The sequence below is a fragment of the Enterobacter sp. RHBSTW-00994 genome, from assembly GCF_013782625.1.
GTDB lineage: Bacteria > Pseudomonadota > Gammaproteobacteria > Enterobacterales > Enterobacteriaceae > Enterobacter.
This window is the reverse complement of the sequence record NZ_CP056199.1, coordinates 2,045,424-2,065,378: the sequence shown is the minus strand read 5'-3', so window position 1 is coordinate 2,065,378 and position 19,955 is coordinate 2,045,424. Positions and strand designations below refer to the sequence as shown.

The 19,955-nt window shown below is 51.1% G+C and carries 20 protein-coding genes; 14 read left to right on the top strand and 6 right to left on the bottom strand.

Translation table 11 applies throughout. The annotated features are described in order from the left end of the window. The first annotated feature begins 26 nt into the window (after positions 1-26). The 9 genes from rsxA to gstA all read left to right on the top strand — a co-directional run bounded on the left by rsxA (position 27) and on the right by gstA (position 9,212). Positions 27-608 (top strand): electron transport complex subunit RsxA, encoded by a 582-nt coding sequence (rsxA, locus tag HV346_RS09940; RefSeq protein WP_008500564.1) that lies wholly within the window; start codon positions 27-29, stop codon positions 606-608. Beyond that, positions 608-1,186: an electron transport complex subunit RsxB gene (rsxB, locus tag HV346_RS09935; protein WP_181623319.1), complete on the top strand. Its 579-nt coding sequence runs from the start codon at positions 608-610 to the stop codon at positions 1,184-1,186. The genes rsxA and rsxB overlap by 1 nt, the downstream gene beginning before the upstream one ends. Continuing rightward, positions 1,179-3,371: an electron transport complex subunit RsxC gene (gene rsxC / locus HV346_RS09930; protein WP_181623318.1), complete on the top strand. Its 2,193-nt coding sequence runs from the start codon at positions 1,179-1,181 to the stop codon at positions 3,369-3,371. The genes rsxB and rsxC overlap by 8 nt, the downstream gene beginning before the upstream one ends. Next, positions 3,372-4,430, top strand: coding sequence for an electron transport complex subunit RsxD (gene rsxD / locus HV346_RS09925; protein ID WP_181623317.1), 1,059 nt, complete (start codon positions 3,372-3,374; stop codon positions 4,428-4,430). It abuts the gene before it with no gap. Positions 4,431-4,434: 4 nt separating this feature from the next. Then, positions 4,435-5,055: an electron transport complex subunit RsxG gene (gene rsxG / locus HV346_RS09920; RefSeq protein WP_181623316.1), complete on the top strand. Its 621-nt coding sequence runs from the start codon at positions 4,435-4,437 to the stop codon at positions 5,053-5,055. Positions 5,056-5,057: 2 nt separating this feature from the next. Next, positions 5,058-5,744 (top strand): electron transport complex subunit E, encoded by a 687-nt coding sequence (locus HV346_RS09915; RefSeq protein WP_181623315.1) that lies wholly within the window; start codon positions 5,058-5,060, stop codon positions 5,742-5,744. Beyond that, complete coding sequence (gene nth / locus HV346_RS09910; protein WP_181623314.1) at positions 5,741-6,376, top strand: endonuclease III; 636 nt, start codon at positions 5,741-5,743, stop codon at positions 6,374-6,376. Before HV346_RS09915 ends, nth begins: the two co-directional genes overlap by 4 nt. 614 nt (positions 6,377-6,990) lie before the next feature. Next, complete coding sequence (gene dtpA / locus HV346_RS09905; RefSeq protein ID WP_181623313.1) at positions 6,991-8,499, top strand: dipeptide/tripeptide permease DtpA; 1,509 nt, start codon at positions 6,991-6,993, stop codon at positions 8,497-8,499. A gap of 107 nt (positions 8,500-8,606) precedes the next feature. Next, complete coding sequence (gene gstA / locus HV346_RS09900) at positions 8,607-9,212, top strand: glutathione transferase GstA (RefSeq protein WP_181623312.1); 606 nt, start codon at positions 8,607-8,609, stop codon at positions 9,210-9,212. Positions 9,213-9,270: 58 nt separating this feature from the next. Here the strand turns inward: gstA and pdxY are convergent, their stop codons facing one another. From pdxY to anmK, 5 genes are all read right to left on the bottom strand, one after another. Continuing rightward, positions 9,271-10,131 carry a pyridoxal kinase PdxY gene (gene pdxY / locus HV346_RS09895; protein ID WP_181623311.1) on the bottom strand — a complete coding sequence of 287 codons (861 nt, stop codon included), beginning with the start codon at positions 10,129-10,131 and terminating at the stop codon, positions 9,271-9,273. A 65-nt stretch (positions 10,132-10,196) separates the two neighbouring features. Then, positions 10,197-11,471 (bottom strand): tyrosine--tRNA ligase, encoded by a 1,275-nt coding sequence (gene tyrS, locus HV346_RS09890; RefSeq protein ID WP_181623310.1) that lies wholly within the window; start codon positions 11,469-11,471, stop codon positions 10,197-10,199. A gap of 125 nt (positions 11,472-11,596) precedes the next feature. Further along, on the bottom strand, positions 11,597-12,253 hold the full coding sequence (gene pdxH, locus HV346_RS09885) for a pyridoxamine 5'-phosphate oxidase (RefSeq protein WP_181623309.1): 657 nt from the start codon (positions 12,251-12,253) through the stop codon (positions 11,597-11,599). A 57-nt stretch (positions 12,254-12,310) separates the two neighbouring features. Then, positions 12,311-12,634 (bottom strand): C-type lysozyme inhibitor, encoded by a 324-nt coding sequence (gene mliC, locus HV346_RS09880; protein WP_181623308.1) that lies wholly within the window; start codon positions 12,632-12,634, stop codon positions 12,311-12,313. Between the two features lie 95 nt (positions 12,635-12,729). Beyond that, positions 12,730-13,854 (bottom strand): anhydro-N-acetylmuramic acid kinase, encoded by a 1,125-nt coding sequence (gene anmK, locus HV346_RS09875; protein WP_181623307.1) that lies wholly within the window; start codon positions 13,852-13,854, stop codon positions 12,730-12,732. Positions 13,855-14,108: 254 nt separating this feature from the next. Between anmK and slyB the strand changes: the two genes are divergently transcribed. Both slyB and HV346_RS09865 read left to right on the top strand, forming a co-directional pair. Further along, the gene (slyB, locus tag HV346_RS09870) at positions 14,109-14,576 is read left to right on the top strand and encodes an outer membrane lipoprotein SlyB (protein WP_181623306.1); all 468 of its coding nucleotides are present in this window, start codon (positions 14,109-14,111) and stop codon (positions 14,574-14,576) included. 203 nt (positions 14,577-14,779) lie between these two features. Beyond that, positions 14,780-16,141 (top strand): GGDEF domain-containing protein, encoded by a 1,362-nt coding sequence (locus HV346_RS09865; protein WP_181623305.1) that lies wholly within the window; start codon positions 14,780-14,782, stop codon positions 16,139-16,141. 35 nt (positions 16,142-16,176) lie between these two features. Here the strand turns inward: HV346_RS09865 and slyA are convergent, their stop codons facing one another. Then, on the bottom strand, positions 16,177-16,617 hold the full coding sequence (gene slyA / locus HV346_RS09860; RefSeq protein WP_181623304.1) for a transcriptional regulator SlyA: 441 nt from the start codon (positions 16,615-16,617) through the stop codon (positions 16,177-16,179). 186 nt (positions 16,618-16,803) lie between these two features. On the opposite strand from slyA, the gene HV346_RS09855 reads away from it, so the two are divergent. Genes HV346_RS09855 through HV346_RS09845 form a run of 3 tightly spaced genes read left to right on the top strand, consistent with a single transcriptional unit; the run spans position 16,804 to position 19,936 of the window. Continuing rightward, entirely contained in the window at positions 16,804-17,040 is a 237-nt protein-coding gene (locus tag HV346_RS09855; protein WP_181623303.1) for a DUF1656 domain-containing protein, read from the top strand. Between the two features lie 2 nt (positions 17,041-17,042). After that, positions 17,043-17,906, top strand: a complete 864-nt coding sequence (locus tag HV346_RS09850; protein WP_181623302.1) for an HlyD family secretion protein — start codon at positions 17,043-17,045, stop codon at positions 17,904-17,906. Next, positions 17,903-19,936 carry an FUSC family protein gene (locus tag HV346_RS09845; RefSeq protein ID WP_181623301.1) on the top strand — a complete coding sequence of 678 codons (2,034 nt, stop codon included), beginning with the start codon at positions 17,903-17,905 and terminating at the stop codon, positions 19,934-19,936. The genes HV346_RS09850 and HV346_RS09845 overlap by 4 nt, the downstream gene beginning before the upstream one ends. Positions 19,937-19,955: the final 19 nt, after the last annotated feature.

Sequence of the window (19,955 nt, the reverse complement as noted above, 5' to 3'; positions counted from 1 at the left end):
GCGGCTTTTTTATTTCAGGCTAAATAATGACCGATTACTTACTGCTCTTTGTCGGAACTGTGCTGGTGAACAACTTCGTACTGGTGAAGTTCCTTGGCCTGTGCCCGTTTATGGGCGTATCCAAAAAGCTGGAAACAGCAATGGGTATGGGGCTGGCTACAACCTTCGTGATGACACTGGCGTCGATTTGCGCCTGGTGGATTGATACCTGGATCCTCATTCCGCTGGGTTTGACCTATTTACGCACACTGGCCTTTATTCTGGTGATTGCCGTTGTTGTGCAATTTACTGAAATGGTGGTGCGCAAAACCAGCCCTGCGTTGTATCGCTTGCTGGGCATTTTTCTGCCATTAATTACCACGAACTGCGCCGTCCTGGGTGTGGCACTGCTTAACATCAACCTTGGTCATAATTTTATGCAATCAGCCCTGTACGGTTTTTCCGCCGCGGTTGGTTTCTCACTGGTGATGGTGTTATTCGCTTCTATTCGTGAACGTCTGGCGGCTGCTGATATTCCTGCACCGTTTCGCGGCAATGCTATCGCGCTGGTGACTGCAGGTTTAATGTCTTTGGCCTTTATGGGCTTCAGTGGTCTGGTGAAGTTGTAATGAATGCTATCTGGATTGCCATCGCCTCTATCAGCGTGCTGGGACTGGTTTTTGGCGTCATTCTTGGGTATGCCTCCCGTCGTTTCGCGGTAGAGGACGATCCCGTTGTTGAAAAAATCGATGAGCTTCTGCCGCAAAGCCAGTGTGGGCAGTGCGGTTATCCCGGCTGTCGTCCCTATGCCGAAGCCGTCGGTGTTCAGGGTGAAAAGATTAACCGCTGCGCGCCAGGCGGCGAAGCGGTCATGCTCAAAATTGCCGCCTTGCTTAACGTAGATCCGCAGCCCGTTGATGGTGATGCGGATGTACAAGAGCCCGTGCGTGCGCTGGCTGTTATTGACGAAGCCAACTGTATTGGTTGCACCAAATGTATTCAGGCGTGTCCCGTCGACGCGATTGTCGGCGCAACCCGCGCAATGCACACCGTCGTGGCGGATTTGTGCACAGGCTGTAACCTCTGCGTAGCCCCCTGCCCGACACAATGCATTGAATTGCGTCCAGTTGAAACGACTACTGATAGCTGGAAGTGGGATCTTCAAACCATTCCGGTTCGCATTATTCCTGTGGAACAACATGCTTAAGTTATTTTCTGCTTTCAGAAAAGAGAAGATTTGGGATTTTGATGGGGGTATTCACCCACCAGAAATGAAAACCCAGTCCAACGGGACGCCGCTGCGTCAAATTCCGCTGGCGACCCGTTACGTTATGCCACTCAAACAACACATCGGCGCGGAAGGCGAACTGTGTGTAAAAGAAGGCGATGCGGTCCTGCGTGGACAACCTCTGACCTTTGGTCGTGGCCGAATGCTGCCTATACACGCGCCAACATCTGGCAAAGTGGTGTCAATTTCCCCACATACCGTTGCCCATCCATCGGCGCTCTCTGAGCTGAGCGTCATTATTGAGGCCGACGGCGAAGACCGCTGGATTGAACGCGACGGCTGGAGCGACTACCGCGCCCGTAGCCGTGAAGCGCTAATCGAACGGATCCATCAGTTTGGCGTAGCGGGTCTTGGCGGCGCAGGCTTCCCGACAGGGACTAAACTGCAAGGCGGTGGTGACAAGATTGAAACCCTGATTATCAATGCCGCCGAATGCGAGCCTTATATTACAGCTGACGACCGGTTGATGCAGGACTGCGCCGCACAGGTCGTGGAAGGCATCCGCATTCTTGCCCATATCCTTCAGCCGCGCGAAGTCCTGATTGGTATTGAAGACAATAAACCGCAGGCTATATCCATGCTGCGTGCAGTACTGGCGGGCAGCCATGATATTAGCTTGCGCGTCATCCCCACTAAATATCCGTCTGGCGGCGCGAAGCAACTCACGCAAATCCTGACCGGTAAGCAAGTGCCACACGGCGGTCGCTCCTCTGATATTGGCGTGTTGATGCAAAACGTCGGCACAGCCTATGCGGTTAAACGTGCAGTGGTAGACGGTGAACCTCTGACCGAGCGCGTAGTGACGCTGACTGGTGAATCGGTTTCTCGCCCAGGTAATGTCTGGGCGCGTCTGGGTACACCGGTACGCCATCTTCTGGAACACGCTGAGTTTTGTCCTGGTAGCGATCAGATGGTCATCATGGGTGGCCCATTAATGGGCTTTACCCTGCCGTGGCTGGATGTCCCGGTGGTGAAAATCACCAACTGCCTGCTCGCCCCTTCCCCAACTGAGATGGGAGAAGAGCAGGAAGAGAAAGGTTGTATTCGTTGTAGCGCCTGTGCGGACGCGTGTCCCGCCGACTTGCTGCCTCAACAGTTGTACTGGTACAGCAAAGGCCAATTGCACGACAAAGCGAAAGCGCACAATCTTGCCGACTGTATTGAGTGCGGCGCCTGTGCCTGGGTTTGCCCAAGTAACATTCCGCTGGTGCAATATTTCCGTCAGGAAAAGGCTGAGATTTATGCCATTTCGATGGAAGAGAAACGGGCAGCCGAAGCCAAAGCCCGCTTTGAGGCTCGTCAGGCACGTCTTGAACGCGAGAAAGTCGCCCGCCAGGAGCGTCATAAACAGGCTGCTGTGCAACCCGGTGAGAAAGATCAGGATGCTATTAGCGCAGCACTGGCCCGCGTGCGTGAGAAAAAAGCCACCGCGGCGCAAGCGGTTGTGATCTCCGCAGGAGACAAACCCGATAATAGCGAAGCAATTGCGGCACGTGAGGCACGTAAAGCTGAAGCCCGTGCGCGTCAGGCAGAAAAAGCCCAGAATGCATCAACCGATACCGATATTGATCCACGCAAAGCTGCCGTAGAGGCCGCTATTGCCCGTGCAAAAGCACGCAAAACAACCCAGCAAGAACCGGAAGCTGAAGCGCCTGTTGACCCGCGCAAAGCAGCAGTTGAAGCGGCGATTGCCCGTGCCAAAGCGCGCAAAACGGCCCAGCACGAACCGGAAGCTGAAGCGCCTGTTGACCCGCGTAAAGCAGCAGTTGAAGCGGCGATTGTCCGTGCTAAAGCACGCAAAACGGCCCAGCACGAACCGGAAGCTGAAGCGCCTGTTGACCCGCGTAAAGCAGCAGTTGAAGCGGCGATTGCCCGTGCTAAAGCACGCAAAACGGCCCAGCACGAACCGGAACCTGAAGCACCTGTTGACCCGCGCAAGGCCGCCGTTGAAGCCGCTATTTCGCGTGCAAAAGCACGCAGAACAGCGCAACAGGCCGGGCAAGAACAGGCAGCAAACGACGACCCACGCAAAGCCGCAGTCGCCGCCGCGATTGCGCGTGTTCAGGCAAAGAAAGCCGCGCAGCAACCCGTTAACGAGGATTAAATGGTTTTCAGAATTGCAAGTTCCCCTTATACCCATAACCAGCGGCAGACATCGCGTATTATGATGCTGGTTTGTCTCGCGGCATTGCCTGGTATTGCCGTGCAGTTTTGGTTTTTTGGCTGGGGGACACTATTCCAGTTGTTCCTCGGCTGTGTAAGTGCCTTAGCCGCCGAAGCACTGGTTCTTAAGCTGCGAAAGCTGGATGTCACCCGGATCCTGAGTGACAACTCAGCACTTCTGACCGGACTGTTATTGGCCATCAGTATTCCCCCCTTTGCTCCCTGGTGGATGGTTGTCCTGGGCACAGTTTTCGCCGTCATTATCGCCAAACAACTCTATGGCGGGCTGGGTCATAATCCGTTCAACCCGGCGATGATTGGTTATGTGGTACTGCTTATCTCCTTCCCGGTCCAAATGACCAGTTGGTTACCGCCACATGACATCGCCGCAACCGTTCCTGGCTTTATGGATGCTCTCCAGGTGATTTTCACCGGGCATACCGCAAATGGCGCGGATATCACATCCCTTCGGATGGGCGTAGACGGCATCAGCCAGGCCACTCCACTTGATACCTTTAAAACGTCTCTGCATGCCGGGCACAGTGTTGAGCAGATCATGAAATCAGCCATTTACAGCGGCATGCTGGCAGGCGCAGGCTGGCAGTGGGTCAATCTGGCGTATCTGCTGGGCGGCCTGTTTCTGCTGCAACAAAAGGCGATTCGCTGGCACATTCCGGTAAGTTTCCTGCTGACTTTGGCGATTTGCTCGACGCTGGGCTGGGTGTTCTCACCAGAATCACTGGCCAGCCCACAGATGCATCTTTTGTCAGGGGCAACGATGCTGGGTGCTTTTTTCATTCTGACCGATCCCGTAACGGCATCGACGACCAACCGTGGACGTTTGATCTTCGGTGCATTGGCGGGGCTTCTGGTCTGGCTGATTCGCAGTTTTGGCGGCTATCCGGACGGTGTCGCATTTGCTGTACTGCTTGCCAATATTACCGTTCCACTCATTGACTACTACACGCGTCCTCGCGTGTATGGCCATCGCAAAGGGTGACATCATGCTAAAAACGATGCAAAAACACGGTGTCACGTTGGCCATTTTCGCGGCGGCCTTAACGGGGCTAACCGCACTGGTTAATGAGTTGACCAAAACAACTATTGATGAACAGGCTGCGAAACAACAAAAAGCGCTTTTCGACCAGGTTATCCCTTCGGACTTCTACGATAATGACCTGCAGAAAAGTTGCTTTATTGTACAAGCACCACAACTCGGTAAAGGCACACACCGCGTCTTTATTGCCCGTAAAGGCAATGATGCAGTCGGCGCCGTAATGGAAGCCACAGCACCAGACGGATACTCCGGAGCAATCCAGTTGCTCGTCGGCAGTGATTTTTCAGGAACTGTACTAGGTACGCGTGTGACGGAACACCACGAAACACCGGGCCTGGGCGATAAGATTGAACTGCGTCTGAGCGACTGGATTTTGCACTTTGCGGGGAAAGTGATCCGCGGTGAAGACGACACGGCGTTTGCTGTTAAGAAGGATGGCGGTGAGTTCGACCAGTTTACCGGGGCAACCATCACCCCACGTGCCGTTGTCAATGCTGTGAAACGTGCCGGGTTGTATGCAGAAACGCTGCCCGCGCAACTTAACAATCTTTCGGCCTGTGAGGAGTAATCATGAGCCAGGTTAAAGAGGTTATTGTCCAGGGTCTCTGGAAAAACAACTCCGCGCTGGTGCAGTTGCTGGGGATGTGTCCCCTGTTGGCGGTTACGTCTACCGCGACTAACGCACTGGGTCTTGGCCTGGCGACCACGCTGGTGCTTACCCTGACGAACTTGTCTATCTCCGCTCTGCGTCGCTGGACACCCTCGGAAATTCGTATTCCGATCTACGTGATGATCATTGCTTCGGTGGTCAGTATCGTGCAGATGCTGATTAACGCTTATGCCTTTGGTCTGTACCAGTCCTTGGGTATTTTTATCCCGTTGATCGTCACCAACTGTATTGTGGTAGGCCGCGCGGAAGCTTTTGCGGTGAAAAACGATCCGCTGATTTCTGCCCTGGATGGGTTTGCCATCGGGATGGGGGCAACCTGTGCCATGTTTGTTCTGGGTTCACTGCGTGAAATTCTGGGCAACGGGACGTTATTTGACGGCGCAGATGCACTGTTAGGCGGATGGGCAAAGGTATTGCGCATTGAGGTATTCCATACCGACACACCATTCCTGCTGGCAATGCTGCCACCAGGCGCTTTTATTGGCCTCGGCATGATGCTGGCAATAAAATACCTGATTGATGAGAAACGTAAACGTCGCGCTGCCGAACGCAGCGTGCAGGAAGGGATCCCAGAGAAAGCATCATGAACAAAGAGAAACGCATCACGATCCTCACCCGGCTTCGGGATGAGAACCCTCACCCGACGACAGAACTGAATTTCAACTCACCGTTTGAGTTGTTGATCGCGGTGCTGCTCTCTGCTCAGGCTACAGACGTAAGCGTCAACAAGGCTACCGCCAAACTCTATCCCGTTGCCAACACGCCGCAGTCGATGCTGGAGCTAGGCGTTGATGGGGTGAAGTCATATATCAAAACCATCGGTCTGTTTAACAGCAAAGCGGAAAACGTCATTAAGACCTGCCGCATTTTGCTGGAGCAACATGGTGGAGTTGTTCCTGAAGATCGTGCAGCGCTGGAGGCGCTACCAGGCGTAGGGCGTAAAACCGCCAACGTGGTTCTTAACACTGCGTTTGGCTGGCCAACAATCGCCGTTGACACCCATATTTTCCGCGTCTGTAATCGTACCCGCTTCGCGCCGGGTAAAAATGTTGAGCAGGTCGAAGAGAAATTGCTGAAAGTGGTTCCTGCTGAATTTAAGGTCGACTGCCACCACTGGTTAATCTTACATGGCCGTTATACCTGCATTGCACGTAAGCCGCGTTGCGGCTCATGTATCATCGAGGATCTCTGCGAATTTAAAGAAAAAGTATATCCCTGACGTATTACTTTCCTTTTTACTCCCTTATCAAAACCTTACTAAAGGAAGGTATAACTGCAAACCTTCCTTGTGAACGTTAATTGTCCGTTCCTGCCATCTTCTTTCGTGTCGATTATTCGGTGTTTTAGCACTCCAATAGGTTAATTGTTTTTTCATCACCAAAAATTTCTATACATATGTGATCGCGATCACTCTGATAACGCCATGTTGGAATTTTGTTGTGCAAACCTTCATTAGCCCCTTGTCAGACAAGATTTAACCGCCCATCAACCACACATAAAACCAGACATTTCTCAGATGATGGGCTATATCACTACACCAAAGGTCTTATAGCAGAACATATCGCCAAAAACCCATTTTATGGGGCCTCTGGCAGTGAAATAAACCAGCAATCCACGACCAATAAAATTTAACGCTGAATAACATTTGTATGACCCGTGCATTATTCCGCCCCAGTTAAATGTAACAGATTATTGCAAACGTATTGCCAGAACGTCCAGGATAGTGAACATTACCCGCCGTTTCCCCTCCCAATATAACTATAAAGCGAATGGACTTCGGCCATCACGCGATGAACACCCCCGTTAATATGGGATGTAAAAAAAGAGGTATATGTGTCTACTGCAAACAATAAACCAACAGAAGAAAGCGTAAGTCTTAACGCTTTTAAACAACCTAAAGCGTTTTATCTCATCTTCACGATTGAGCTGTGGGAACGTTTTGGTTATTACGGCCTGCAAGGGATCATGGCTGTTTACCTGGTAAAACAACTGGGTATGTCTGAAGCGGATTCCATCACACTGTTTTCTTCATTCAGTGCTCTGGTGTATGGTCTGGTCGCTATCGGCGGTTGGCTGGGCGATAAAGTTCTCGGTACTAAACGTGTCATCATGCTGGGTGCTATTGTCCTGGCCATTGGTTACGCACTGGTGGCCTGGTCTGGTCACGATGCTGCTGTGGTTTATATGGGTATGGCGACTATCGCTGTCGGTAACGGTCTGTTCAAAGCGAACCCGTCTTCCCTGCTCTCTACCTGCTACAGCAAAGATGACCCACGTCTGGACGGTGCATTCACCATGTACTACATGTCTGTGAACATCGGTTCATTCTTCTCTATGCTGGCAACACCATGGCTGGCAGCTAAGTTTGGCTGGAGCGTCGCCTTCTCCCTGTCCGTTGTCGGTATGCTGATCACCGTTGTAAACTTTGCCTTCTGTAAAAAGTGGGTCAAAGACTACGGTTCAAAACCAGACTTCGAGCCAGTACATGTGGGCAAACTGCTGGCAACGATTGTTGGTGTCGTGATCCTCGCGGCAATCGCAACCTGGCTGTTACATAACCAGGGTGTTGCGCGCGCTGTTCTTGGTGTTGTTGCACTGGGTATTGTGTGTATCTTCGCGAAAGAAGCCTTTGCAATGCAGGGTGCTGCGCGTCGCAAGATGATTGTTGCGTTCATTCTGATGCTGGAAGCGATTATCTTCTTCGTTCTGTACAGCCAGATGCCAACGTCTCTGAACTTCTTCGCTATCCGTAACGTTGAGCACTCTATCCTGGGTATCGCGTTCGAGCCGGAGCAGTACCAGGCCCTGAATCCATTCTGGATTATGATTGGTAGCCCGATTCTGGCCGCTATTTATAACAAAATGGGTGACCGCCTGCCGATGCCGCACAAGTTTGCTATCGGTATGGTGCTGTGCTCAGGTGCTTTCCTGGTCCTGCCGTTGGGTACGAAATTTGCGACCGACGCGGGTATCGTATCGGTTAACTGGCTGATTCTGAGTTACGCTCTGCAGTCTATCGGCGAACTGATGATATCCGGTCTGGGTCTGGCAATGGTTGCTCAGTTGGTTCCACAGCGCCTGATGGGCTTCATCATGGGCAGCTGGTTCCTGACGACTGCCGGTGCGGCAATCATCGCAGGTAAGATTGCTAACCTGATGGCTGTACCAGAAAACGTGACTGACCCGCTGGTCTCTCTGAATGTCTACGGTACTGTATTCATGCAGATTGGTATCGCGACCGCAGTTATCGCTGTGCTGATGCTGCTGACTGCACCTAAACTGAATCGTATGACTCAGGACGACGACAAAACAGCGAAAGCGACTAAAACCGCAACAGCTTAATGTCATCGGGAAACGACTGAATATAGGCCGCTAACGTGTGTTAGCGGCTTTTTTTTTATTCGTCCGGGCACTAACATAGCGTAAACCTCAGCAATAAGGAGTTATCGATGAAACTGTTCTATAAACCGGGTGCTTGCTCGCTTGCCTCCCACATTACTCTGCGTGAGAGCGGCAAAGACTTTACGCTGGACGGCGTTGACCTGATGAAAAAGCGCCTGGAAAACGGCGATGACTACTTTGCGATCAACCCGAAGGGGCAAGTTCCCGCCCTGCTGCTGGATGACGGTACATTGCTGACGGAAGGCGTGGCAATTATGCAATTCCTCGCTGACAACGTGCCAGACCGCCACTTGCTGGCGCCAACAGGCAGTATTTCGCGTTACAAGACGCTGGAATGGCTTAACTTCATCGCAACAGAACTGCACAAAGGTTTTACTCCACTGTTTCGTCCTGACACGCCTGAGGAATTCAAACCCACAGTGCGCGCTCTGCTGGAGAAAAAACTGCAATACATTAATGAGTCGCTGAAAGAAGACCAGTGGATTTGTGGTGCACGCTTCACTATTGCGGATGCGTATCTGTTTACCGTTCTGCGCTGGGCGCGTGCGGTTAAGCTGAACATGGAAGGGTTAGACCATATCGCATCTTATATGGAGCGTGTGGCTGCGCGCCCTGCGGTGGCAGCAGCGCTGAAAGCGGAAGGTTTGAATTAAACGAGTGGTCCGTTTGCCGGGTGGCGCTGTCGCTTACCCGGCAAAAAAATGCGCACTGTTATAACTGTGTCGCACTGAAATAATGCTCCGGCTTCGCGATACGCTCTTGCGCAGCAACCACCTGCAACTCATATTCCTGCATATTCTTCGTCGCCATCATGATCTCAAAGACGGCAGCCGTCACATGCTCCAGTGCATCACGTAGCGACGCCCCCTGCAGTAATTTCACCAGCAGAAGACCACTTGTCACATCACCAACGCCAACTGGCTGACGCGCACCAAAATCCACCAGTGGTCGGCTGATATGCCAGGCGTCATCCTTTGTCACCAACAGCATCTCAAACCGGTCCCTGCTCAACCCGGCCCGTGCCAGATGTTTCACAAGGACAATCTCAGGACCTTGCGCTATGAGTTCGCGCGAAGCTATTACCGCTTCTTGTACGCTATTCACCGGATGCTCGCAGAGGATCTCCAGTTCAATCAGATTTGGGGCGATGATGTCGCTGGCGGGCAGCGCATGACGAACGTGAAATTCCGCGACACCGGGCGCGACTATACAGCCTTTCTCCGGGTGTCCCATTACCGGGTCACAAAAGTATTTTGCTACAGGATTCGCTGCTTTCACCTGACGGACTATGCCAAGAATATGCTCACCCTGCTCTGCTGACCCCAGATAACCACTCAACACAGCATCACAGTGTTTTAGCTGATCGATATCAGCAATGCCCTGCACAACCTCAGTCAAATGAGAGGGTGGCATGACACAGCCAGTCCATTTACCGTATTGCGTATGGTTGGAGAACTGAACGGTATTTAATGGCCAGACGTTGACACCGAGGCGACGCATGGGAAACTCCGCTGCGCTGTTGCCAGCATGTCCAAATACAACGTGGGACTGAATGGCGAGGATATTCTTCATTTTTTGCTTACCACAACCCTGAAAAACAAAGGGGCGTGGTTTCCCACGCCCCTGCATACTTTCGATTACTTCCAGCAAACCAGACAGTAATTCTTCTTACCGCGACGCAACAGCGTGTAACGACCATACAGTCGATCGCTGTCCACAAAGGTGTATTCTGGATCGGACTGCTTCTCGCCATTAATGGTGATAGCATTTGAGGCAATCGTTTTGCGGGCCTGCCCACGGGACGGTTGAAGCTCTGAATCCACCAGGGCTTGCATCAGGTCTGCGCCTTTTTCCATCTCAACCATCGGCACGCCATCTTGCGCCAGCTGTTCGAAGTCCGCTTCACTCAAATCGCTCAGCGTGCCGTTGAACAGGCTGGCGGTAATGCGTTTCGCCGCAGCCAGTCCCTCTTCACCATGTACCAGTTTTGTGACCTGATCGGCCAGAACATACTGGGCACGAGGCGCTTTACCGCTGTTCTTGTCTTCTTCTTCCAGGGCATTGATCTCTTCAATATCCATAAAGGTGAAGAACTTCAGGAAGCGATATACATCGGCATCAGCCGTGTTAATCCAGAACTGATAGAACTTGTACGGGCTGGTTTTCTTCGGATCAAGCCATACTGCGCCACCTTCAGTTTTACCGAACTTGGTTCCGTCAGCTTTGGTGATCAGTGGAACCGTCAGGCCAAAGACCTGATTCTGGTGCAAACGACGGGTCAGATCGATACCGGAGGTAATATTCCCCCACTGATCGGACCCACCAATTTGCAACGCCACACCATGCAGTTTGTTCAGGCAGGCAAAATCATACCCCTGGAGCAGGTTGTAGGAGAATTCGGTAAAGGAGATACCCTGATCATCACGGTTCAGACGCTGTTTCACCGCTTCTTTGTTGATCATCTGGTTAACAGAGAAGTGCTTGCCGATATCACGCAGGAACGTCAGCACGTTCATGCCACCAAACCAGTCGTAGTTATTTGCGGCAATCGCAGAATTGTCGCCGCAGTCAAAGTCGAGGAAAGGCGCAACTTGCCCGCGGATCTTGTCCACCCACTCCTGTACGGTGTCTTCTGTGTTCAGTTTACGCTCAGCGGCTTTAAAGCTTGGGTCACCAATCAGACCGGTCGCACCACCCACCAGCGCGACAGGCTTATGACCCGCCTCCTGGAAGCGTTTCAGGCATAACAATGGAACAAGATGCCCCAAATGCAAGCTGTCTGCGGTGGGATCGAAGCCGCAATAGAGCGCGATCGGGCCTTGCGCCAGTCGCTCTGCTAACGCTTCTTCGTCCGTCACCTGGGCCACAAGACCCCGCTCTTGCAATTGTTTAATCAAGTTACTGCTTGCCATCAAATTCTCCATGTATAAACGACTGCACCTCTGTCGGTACACGACTTTTCGCCTAACGCGAAAGGTACATAGAATAAAGCGCTGGCGCACGTAGCGCTAGCGCTTAACACAACAAATTTCGGGGATTATGGCGCCAGTCGGTCGATTTTCCACGTGTCATTATCACGCTGGTATAAAAAGCGGTCGTGCAGGCGATGTTCACCACCCTGCCAAAACTCCATCTGTTCGATCGGGATACGAAATCCGCCCCAGAAACTGGGCAGTGGGACTTCACCCTGCTGGAATTTTTGCTTTAACTCGAGGAATTTACTCTCCAGCACACCACGCGCAGAAATGCGGCTTGACTGTTTTGATACCCAGGCCCCGATTTGACTGTCACGCGGGCGGCTGTGGAAATATTTCAGCACTTCGAGCGTTGAGAGGCGCTCTGCTTTCCCCGTCACCATCACCTGACGCTCCAGCATATGCCACGGGAACAGCAGGCTAACGCGAGGGTTTTTTTCGATTTGATGCGCTTTGCGGCTGCCCAGGTTGGTGTAAAACACCAGCCCTTTTTCATCATAATGCTTGAGCAGGACAATACGCTGGTATGGCTGACCGTTTTCATCAACCGTCGCCACAACCATTGCCGTCGGATCGGCAAGTTTCGCTTCACAGGCCTGTTTTAACCAGCGCTCAAAAAGCACCAGCGGTTCGGCGGGAAGATCCTGGCGACGCAGGCCGCCTTTGGTGTATTCACGGCGCAGGTGCGCAATTTGCTGCAATTCGTCGTTATCTGACATGGCGTTAGCTGAGATTGATTATGGGTGGCGCTATTGTGCGCCGCCCCTGTAAAAATCTCAACGCTTCGGATTTTGCAGCTCACAATTGTTCAGGACCACACGGTCACGTTTGTAAACCGTCGCATTGTCCCCTTTAGACCAGAACACATAGATACCGTCCGTATAGCGTGCGCCAGAAGCCGACATCCCCTGCTTCAGGGTAAGCAGTTTGTTGTCGAGGACAAAACTGGCCTCCTGACGAGGATTGTTCAGCTTAACGGTCAGCGGTTTTTCATCGCAGCGGTATTCGAGCGTATCCGTCTGCATACGTTCAACAAACTGGTTGTAGACGCTACATCCTGCCAGTAAGAAAGGGGCAACAACAAGAAAGAGTTTTTTCATGGGCGTGTTCCGAAGACGATCCTGGTCCTGGAGGGCAGCGTTGCCCTCCTGTTTTCCTGTTAATCTTAGCGGTTACACGTTGCGTTGAATTTCAGTTAACTCTGATTATGACGTGGATTTGCAGGAAAAATCGCCCCAAGAACACTGGCTTCGCGCGCCCCCGTCACCGACGGTAAATTACCGGGTAATCCGGCCACGGTTCGCCAGGCAAGCCAGGCAAATGCCAGTGCCTCCATATCATCGCCACTGATCCCTGCGTCATCGGTCGTTGAAACCTCTGTACCCGGCAATAACCCGGCAAGACGAGCCATAACGAGCGGATTTCGGCTACCGCCGCCGCATACCAACAGGCGTTCGCAACCACCGCTGAGCAGTACTTGTTCCGAAATTGATATCGCAGTTAATTCAGCAAGAGTGGTCTGGACATCCTGCGGGGCGAGCGCGGGGAATTGTGCTAACTGGCGCTCAAGCCAGCCATAATTGAAATACTCTCTGCCTGTGCTTTTCGGGGCTGGCGCAGAAAAATAAGGGTCACTTAACATGGACTGCAACAGCGGAATAATCACTTTTCCTTCGCAGGCCCACAGAGCATCTTTGTCGTAGGGTTTTCCGCATTGACGCCATATCCAGGCATCCATCAGCATATTCCCAGGCCCGGTATCGTAACCCCGCACAGGCTGATCTGGAATGAGCATCGACAAATTAGCAATACCCCCAATATTGAGCACCATTCGACGTTCCTGCGGATGTGCCAACAGTGCCTGATGAAAAGCAGGTACGAGCGGTGCACCTTGTCCACCAAGTGCGATATCACGACGCCGGAAGTCACCAACAACCGTAATGCCGGTTTTCGCGACGATCTGGTTGTTATCACCGATTTGCATCGTGTGTGGCGCTTCACCTGTAGGTTCATGCCACACCGTTTGCCCATGACAGCCAATCGCGACCACATCCTGAGGCTGAAGGTTCTCTTTGTGCATAAGCGCCAATACCGCGTCGGCAAATAACACGCCTAACCGCACATCAAGCCGTCCCAGTTGAGAAAGTGTCAGTTGCTGGCCCTGGCAGATATTCAGAATATCTTCTTTGAGGGAGACAGGAATCGGCCAGGTCAGGCTTGCCTGCTGCGCCACCATGTTTTCATCTATTGCGGCCAATACAACATCGACCCCATCAAGACTAGTGCCTGACATAACACCTATGTAGCGACCCGATTTCATGCGTATTCCTTACGTTGCGTGAACTAATGGCAAACACTCCACCATAAACCGCAATGCTTTACTATGTCGCGTTAAGATTTTTTAACAATGTCAGACACGTAACCGTTGCCCGTTTTTGTTTATGTCTCGTTAAGTCAAATTCAAGTACAATTTTCCCATTGTTAGTGCAAAGATATGATCTATGGCTCGGTATGCCATATAATTTAGCCATAACGGATGCTCACTTGAGCGTTTTTGGTGAACAGGAGATTCAAATGATTTTACGTGTACTGGGCGTTTCGCTGATTGGATTAACTCTGGCTGGTTGTGTGAATAACGATTCCCTTTCTGGCGACGTTTACACCGCTTCCGAAGCTAAACAAGTTCAAAACGTGACTTACGGTACTGTTGTTAATGTGCGTCCTGTTCAGATCCAGGGTGGCGATGACAACAACGTGATTGGCGCAATCGGTGGTGCAGTATTGGGCGGCTTCCTGGGTAACACCGTCGGGGGTGGCACAGGCCGTTCTCTGGCAACAGCAGCAGGCGCAGTCGCTGGTGGTGTCGCAGGCCAGGGGGTTCAGGGTGCAATGAACAAAACCCAGGGCGTAGAGCTGGAAATCCGTAAAGACGACGGCAACACCATTATGGTTGTTCAAAAACAAGGCAACACCAAGTTCTCATCCGGCCAACGTGTGGTACTGGCCAGCAACGGCAGTCAGGTTACTGTTTCTCCACGATAATCATGTAAAGGATGTGGCTTCATAGCCACATCCTTTGACAATAAACATCATTTAAATAAATAAAATTACTTAATTCATTCATCATATAATTAATTAATCCCCACCTGCATTGTCCCTGCGCAAAGTATTTTCTCGTGACCCCGTTAGACTGTCAGAATCCAACTTACTTTTAATGCACTCTATTATCTTTTAAAAAAACACATATGATTCTGATTAGTCGTTATGTAAACAACCGTTATGTCTACTTTAGCCTTTGTTGCATTATTGTCATCGGGATATTGCAATATTCTTTTTTAGAACTGGTCGAACTCGTCCCTTCGTTTTCACCGCTCTTATTCCCGACACTCACCATCTTTTTACTCGTATTTCATCTATTTATTGCCTGTTTCATGGCAATGAAATACTGGTGTGACCGAAAGCGGCTGTATCTTATCGTCATCGCGCTTACCTTTTCAGGCTCGACGCTACTCATGGTCGGTACATTAGCAAGCTTTCCCGAGTGGCTTGACCTGTACCAGTTCAATGTCATCAATTATAACGACGCCATGATTTTCTTTATGTTCCGCCATATCATGATGGCCGTATTGATTATCGTTGCAGCCGTACTTTATACCGTCAGAGATTTTCCGCTGTCACGACTGGCGCATGTTTCAATTATTTCCGTCGCATCTCTTTTTACCGTATGTATGGTTGTGCTGGCGTGGTGTTATTCCAGCCATTCTTCATTGTTAACGCTGGATTTAGTTGATAATGAAACCCGGCAATTTATGGTTCTCTGGAGCCAGGTTATCAATATCATTTTGATCATCTTATGGATTGTTACATTAGTAACCCTGATGATTATTACCCGTCTGCGCAATCTGTTTTGGGTGGGCGGAAACTTTTTATGTGTCTGCTATATCGTGACATTGACCATGCTGTTATTTGGTGGTCATGCAGAAGATATTGCCTGGTATCGCGCCCGTTTATTTGAAACGGTTGCGACATTACTCATCATTTTCATTTTGCTTTATGATGTTTTTAATCTCTACCGCGATTCCCATTTGAAGTACCAACAGTCTTATCAAAACTCGATTCGCGATCCGCTTACACGCCTCTACAATCGCAGTTATTTTTACGACACGCTAAACCTCGCACTCAGCACAGCGAAAGAGTCAAAACCTGTGTCTGTGATCGTCAGCGATCTTGACCGCTTTAAGCGAATCAACGATTGCTACGGACACCTCCAGGGAGACAAAGTCTTGCAGTTTGTCTCAAACCTGCTGGTGGACTCGGTAAGACCACAAGACATCGCCGCGCGGATTGGGGGAGAAGAGTTTGTTCTGCTCCTGAGCAATACGCCTTCAGAGGCTGCACGTCAGGTTGCAGAGCGTATTCGCGTAAATTTAAGCAGCTATGACAACGCCAGCAGCAACGGACAACTCCCGGAGCCGATTACCATCAGTATGGGCGTGTTTACCGCAACATCCGCAAATGTCACAGCAGAGCATTGCGTTGAATGTGCCGATAAAGCGATGTACGAGGCTAAAGAGACAGGTCGAAACCGCGTCGTGGTCTATCGATAAAAAAAGCCTTGCTGCTGCAAGGCTTTTTAGTGATATCAGCCACGTGACTGCAGTTCGCTGATATTTTGTTCAAGTCGCCCAATCAGGCTAATGAGCATCTCCAGCTCCGCGGGTGAAATCCCTGACAGGATCTCCCCTCGCGTCTTGCTGATAACCGCTTCCATCTCGCTGATGATGGGAGCCGCTTTCTCAGTAAGTTTAATCCGCTTAGCGCGACGATCGCTGGCGCAGGTCTGGCGGGAAATAAGTCCTTTTTCCTCCAGCTGATCAAGCGTACGTACCAGTGACGGTTGCTCAATGCCTATCGCTTTTGCCAGTTGAATTTGCGACTGTTCGGGTGGAAGCTGATGAATATTATGCAACGTTACCCAATGTGTCTGTGTCAATTCCAGAGGTTTGAGGCGATGGTCAATCAGAGCACGCCAGACGCGTACTAACCTTGCCAGATCAGAACCTAATGGCGATTCCAATTTCATCTCCTTATAATTAGCTTGCTAAGTTATTATACTGATTTTAGAATAGTGTGCAGCATTTATATTGCCAAAACAAATGCAATACTACATTCATCCATGTCGAAAGTATGATTTACACTGAATGCTGATGCTTCATTATTTTAAGACAGGCCATCGTGGCATTCTCTCCTCTGCAAAGGATTTCTGCTCGTGACGTTCTCTTATCGCTCCGCAGGGTTACCTCTTCAAGATCTGATCGTCGGCGCATCCGTATACTTTCCTCCCCTGTTTAAAGCCGCCCTGCTGGGATTTTTGATTTGGCTTGTTGCACATCGTCTACTGCGTGACTGGATGTATTCCGGTGAAATCTGGCATCCCATGCTAATGGATCTTTCCCTGTTTGCCCTGTCCGTGTGTCTTGGCCTTGCCGTATTGATTGTGTGGTGATTATGACCCTGAAAACGCTTAAATACTTTTCCACTCTTTTTGTGCTCGCTTTGGCACTCCTCGCCGGTTGGTGGCTGTGGAACTTTTATATGCAATCACCCTGGACGAGAGATGGAAAAATCCGCGCCGAGCAGGTCAGCATTACCCCTCAGGTTTCAGGCAGTATCACGACACTTCTTATTAAAGATAACCAGTTCGTAAAAGCGGGCGATGTGTTATTCCGCATCGATGAAACGCCGTACCATATCGCGATCCTTAATGCTCAGGCGCAACTTGCAAAGGCACAATCCGACCTGGCCAAAGCCAATAATGAAGCCAACCGCCGCCGCCATTTATCGCAAAATTACATTTCTGCAGAAGACTTAGATACCGCCAATATCAATGTCAAGGCTATGCAGGCCAGTGTAGATGTGGCTGAGGCTTCCCTTAAACAGGCTGAATGGCAACTGACCCAAACTGTCGTTAAAGCCCCTGTGGATGGGTGGGTGACAAACTTATCTACACGCGTCGGTAATTACGCAACGACCGGTCAACCCGTTTTTGCGCTGATTGATAGCCACTCTTTTTATGTTGTCGGTTATTTTGAAGAGACAAAATTACGCCATATTCGGAACGGAGCACCCGCTCAGATCACACTTTACAGCGGCTCGCAGACGTTACAGGGTCACGTTTCAAGCATTGGACGTGCCATTTACGATCAAAGCGTAGAGACAGATTCCGGTTTGGTTCCGGATATCAAACCCAATGTTCCCTGGGTGCGCCTTGCTCAACGTGTCCCGGTTCGGGTGGAATTCGATAACATACCGCAGGACATTACACTGGTGTCAGGTACAACCTGCACTGTGTCAATTGGAACACGCAGATGAATTTGCAGGCTTTTTCCTGGCGTAATACCCCCTGGATTAAAGCGACGCGCCCACAATGGCGGTATGCGCTTCGAAACGGCATTGCAATGTGCCTTGCCCTTACCATCGCTTATTATCTCAATCTGGATGAACCTTACTGGGCGATGACTTCTGCGGCAGTGGTGAGTTTCCCAACCGTTGGAGGTGTTATTAGCAAAAGCCTGGGGCGCGTTGTCGGTAGCTTATTAGGCGCAACTGCAGCGCTCATCATTGCAGGTCATACCCTCAACGATCCCTGGCTGTTTTTACTCAGCATGGCGAGCTGGCTAGGTTTTTGTACCTGGGCCTGCGCGCATTTTACCAATAATGTCGCTTACGCGTTTCAACTGGCTGGCTATACTGCGGCCATTATCGCTTTTCCGATGATCAATGTTCTGGACACAACTGAACTGTGGGATATCGCACAGGCCCGTGTTTGCGAAGTCATTGTCGGCATTTTGTGCGGCGGCGTAATGATGATGATCTTGCCCAGCACGTCCGATGGCACAGCACTCATCATTGCATTGAAAACAATGCATGCCCGTTTGCTTGAGCATGCCAGTCTTCTCTGGCAGCCCGAAACCAACGACGAGATCCGCCTTGCTCATGAAAAAGTCATCGGTCAAATCCTGACCATGAATCTTCTGCGGATCCAGGCGTTCTGGAGCCACTACCGCTTTCGCCGCCAAAATGCGCTGCTCAACTATGTTTTGCACCAACAGTTGCGGATGACCAGTGCGATCTCCAGTCTGCGCCGAATGTTGCTCAACTGGCCTAATCCACCTGAAAATACCCGTGACGTCATTGAAACCCTGCTCAATACCCTAGCCCGCCCGCAGACCGACTTTTACACCGTTGCACGCATTATTGCTCCACTGGCCCCTGTGGATGAGTATGATTACCGGCATCGCGCGTTCTGGCAGAGGCTGCGCTATTTTTGTCGGCTCTATTTGCAGAGCAGTCGCTGGATAAATACCATTGAAAATGCCACACCGATTACGAAATTTGCGGTCCCGCAAAGCCCAGCGCTAGCAAGACACACAGATAACATGGAAGCACTCTGGAGCGGCTTTCGTACCTTTTGTGCGCTCATGCTTGTCGGTACATGGGGAATCGCAACGCAGTGGGACGCAAGTTCAGCAGCGTTGACACTTGCCGCCATCAGTTGCGTACTGTACTCCGTGGTCGCCTCTCCCTTTAATTCCCTGACGCTACTACTGCGTACGCTGACGCTCCTGTCACTCTTCAGTTTTGTGGTCATGTTCGGATTGATGGTCCAAATCACTGACTTGTGGCAATTTCTGCTTTTTCTCTTTCCTCTGCTCACCACCATGCAACTGCTGAAGTTACAGATGCCGAAACTGGCTGGTTTATGGGGACAACTGATTGTGTTTATGGGGTCATTTATCGCCGTAACAAACCCACCGGTTTATGATTTTGCAGATTTCCTGAACGACAACCTGGCAAAAATTCTGGGGGTTGCCCTCGCCTGGCTGGCGTTTGCCGTTCTGCGACCAGGCTCCGACGCACGTAAGAGTCGACGCCATATTCGCGAGTTGCGCAGAGGATTCGTCGATCAACTGAGCCGTAAACCCCACCTTCGCGAGAGTGAATATGAATCGCTGGTTTACCATCATGTTAGCCAGTTGAATAATAGTCAGGACTCTCTCTCCCGCCGCTGGTTGCTGCGCTGGGGCGTTGTCTTGCTCAATTGTTCACATGTGGTGTGGCAATTACGCGCCTGGGAAACACGATCGGATCCGTTGTCGCAGGTTCGTGATGTTTGTATTGCGCTGCTGCGGGACGTGATGAGTGAACGGGGCGTTCAGCAACGACCACTGGCACTGACGCTGGAGGAGTTACAACGAATTTGCACAACCCTGGGACGCCACCCTGCGCCTGCAGCACGCGACCTGGCCTCATTGATCTGGCGCTTACATTGCTCTCTTTCTCAGCTTGAGCAGGCTCCTGCGCCTGGGACCATTTCCGAACAACATGAGGAAACCCCCTGATGGAAATCAGGGGGTTTTG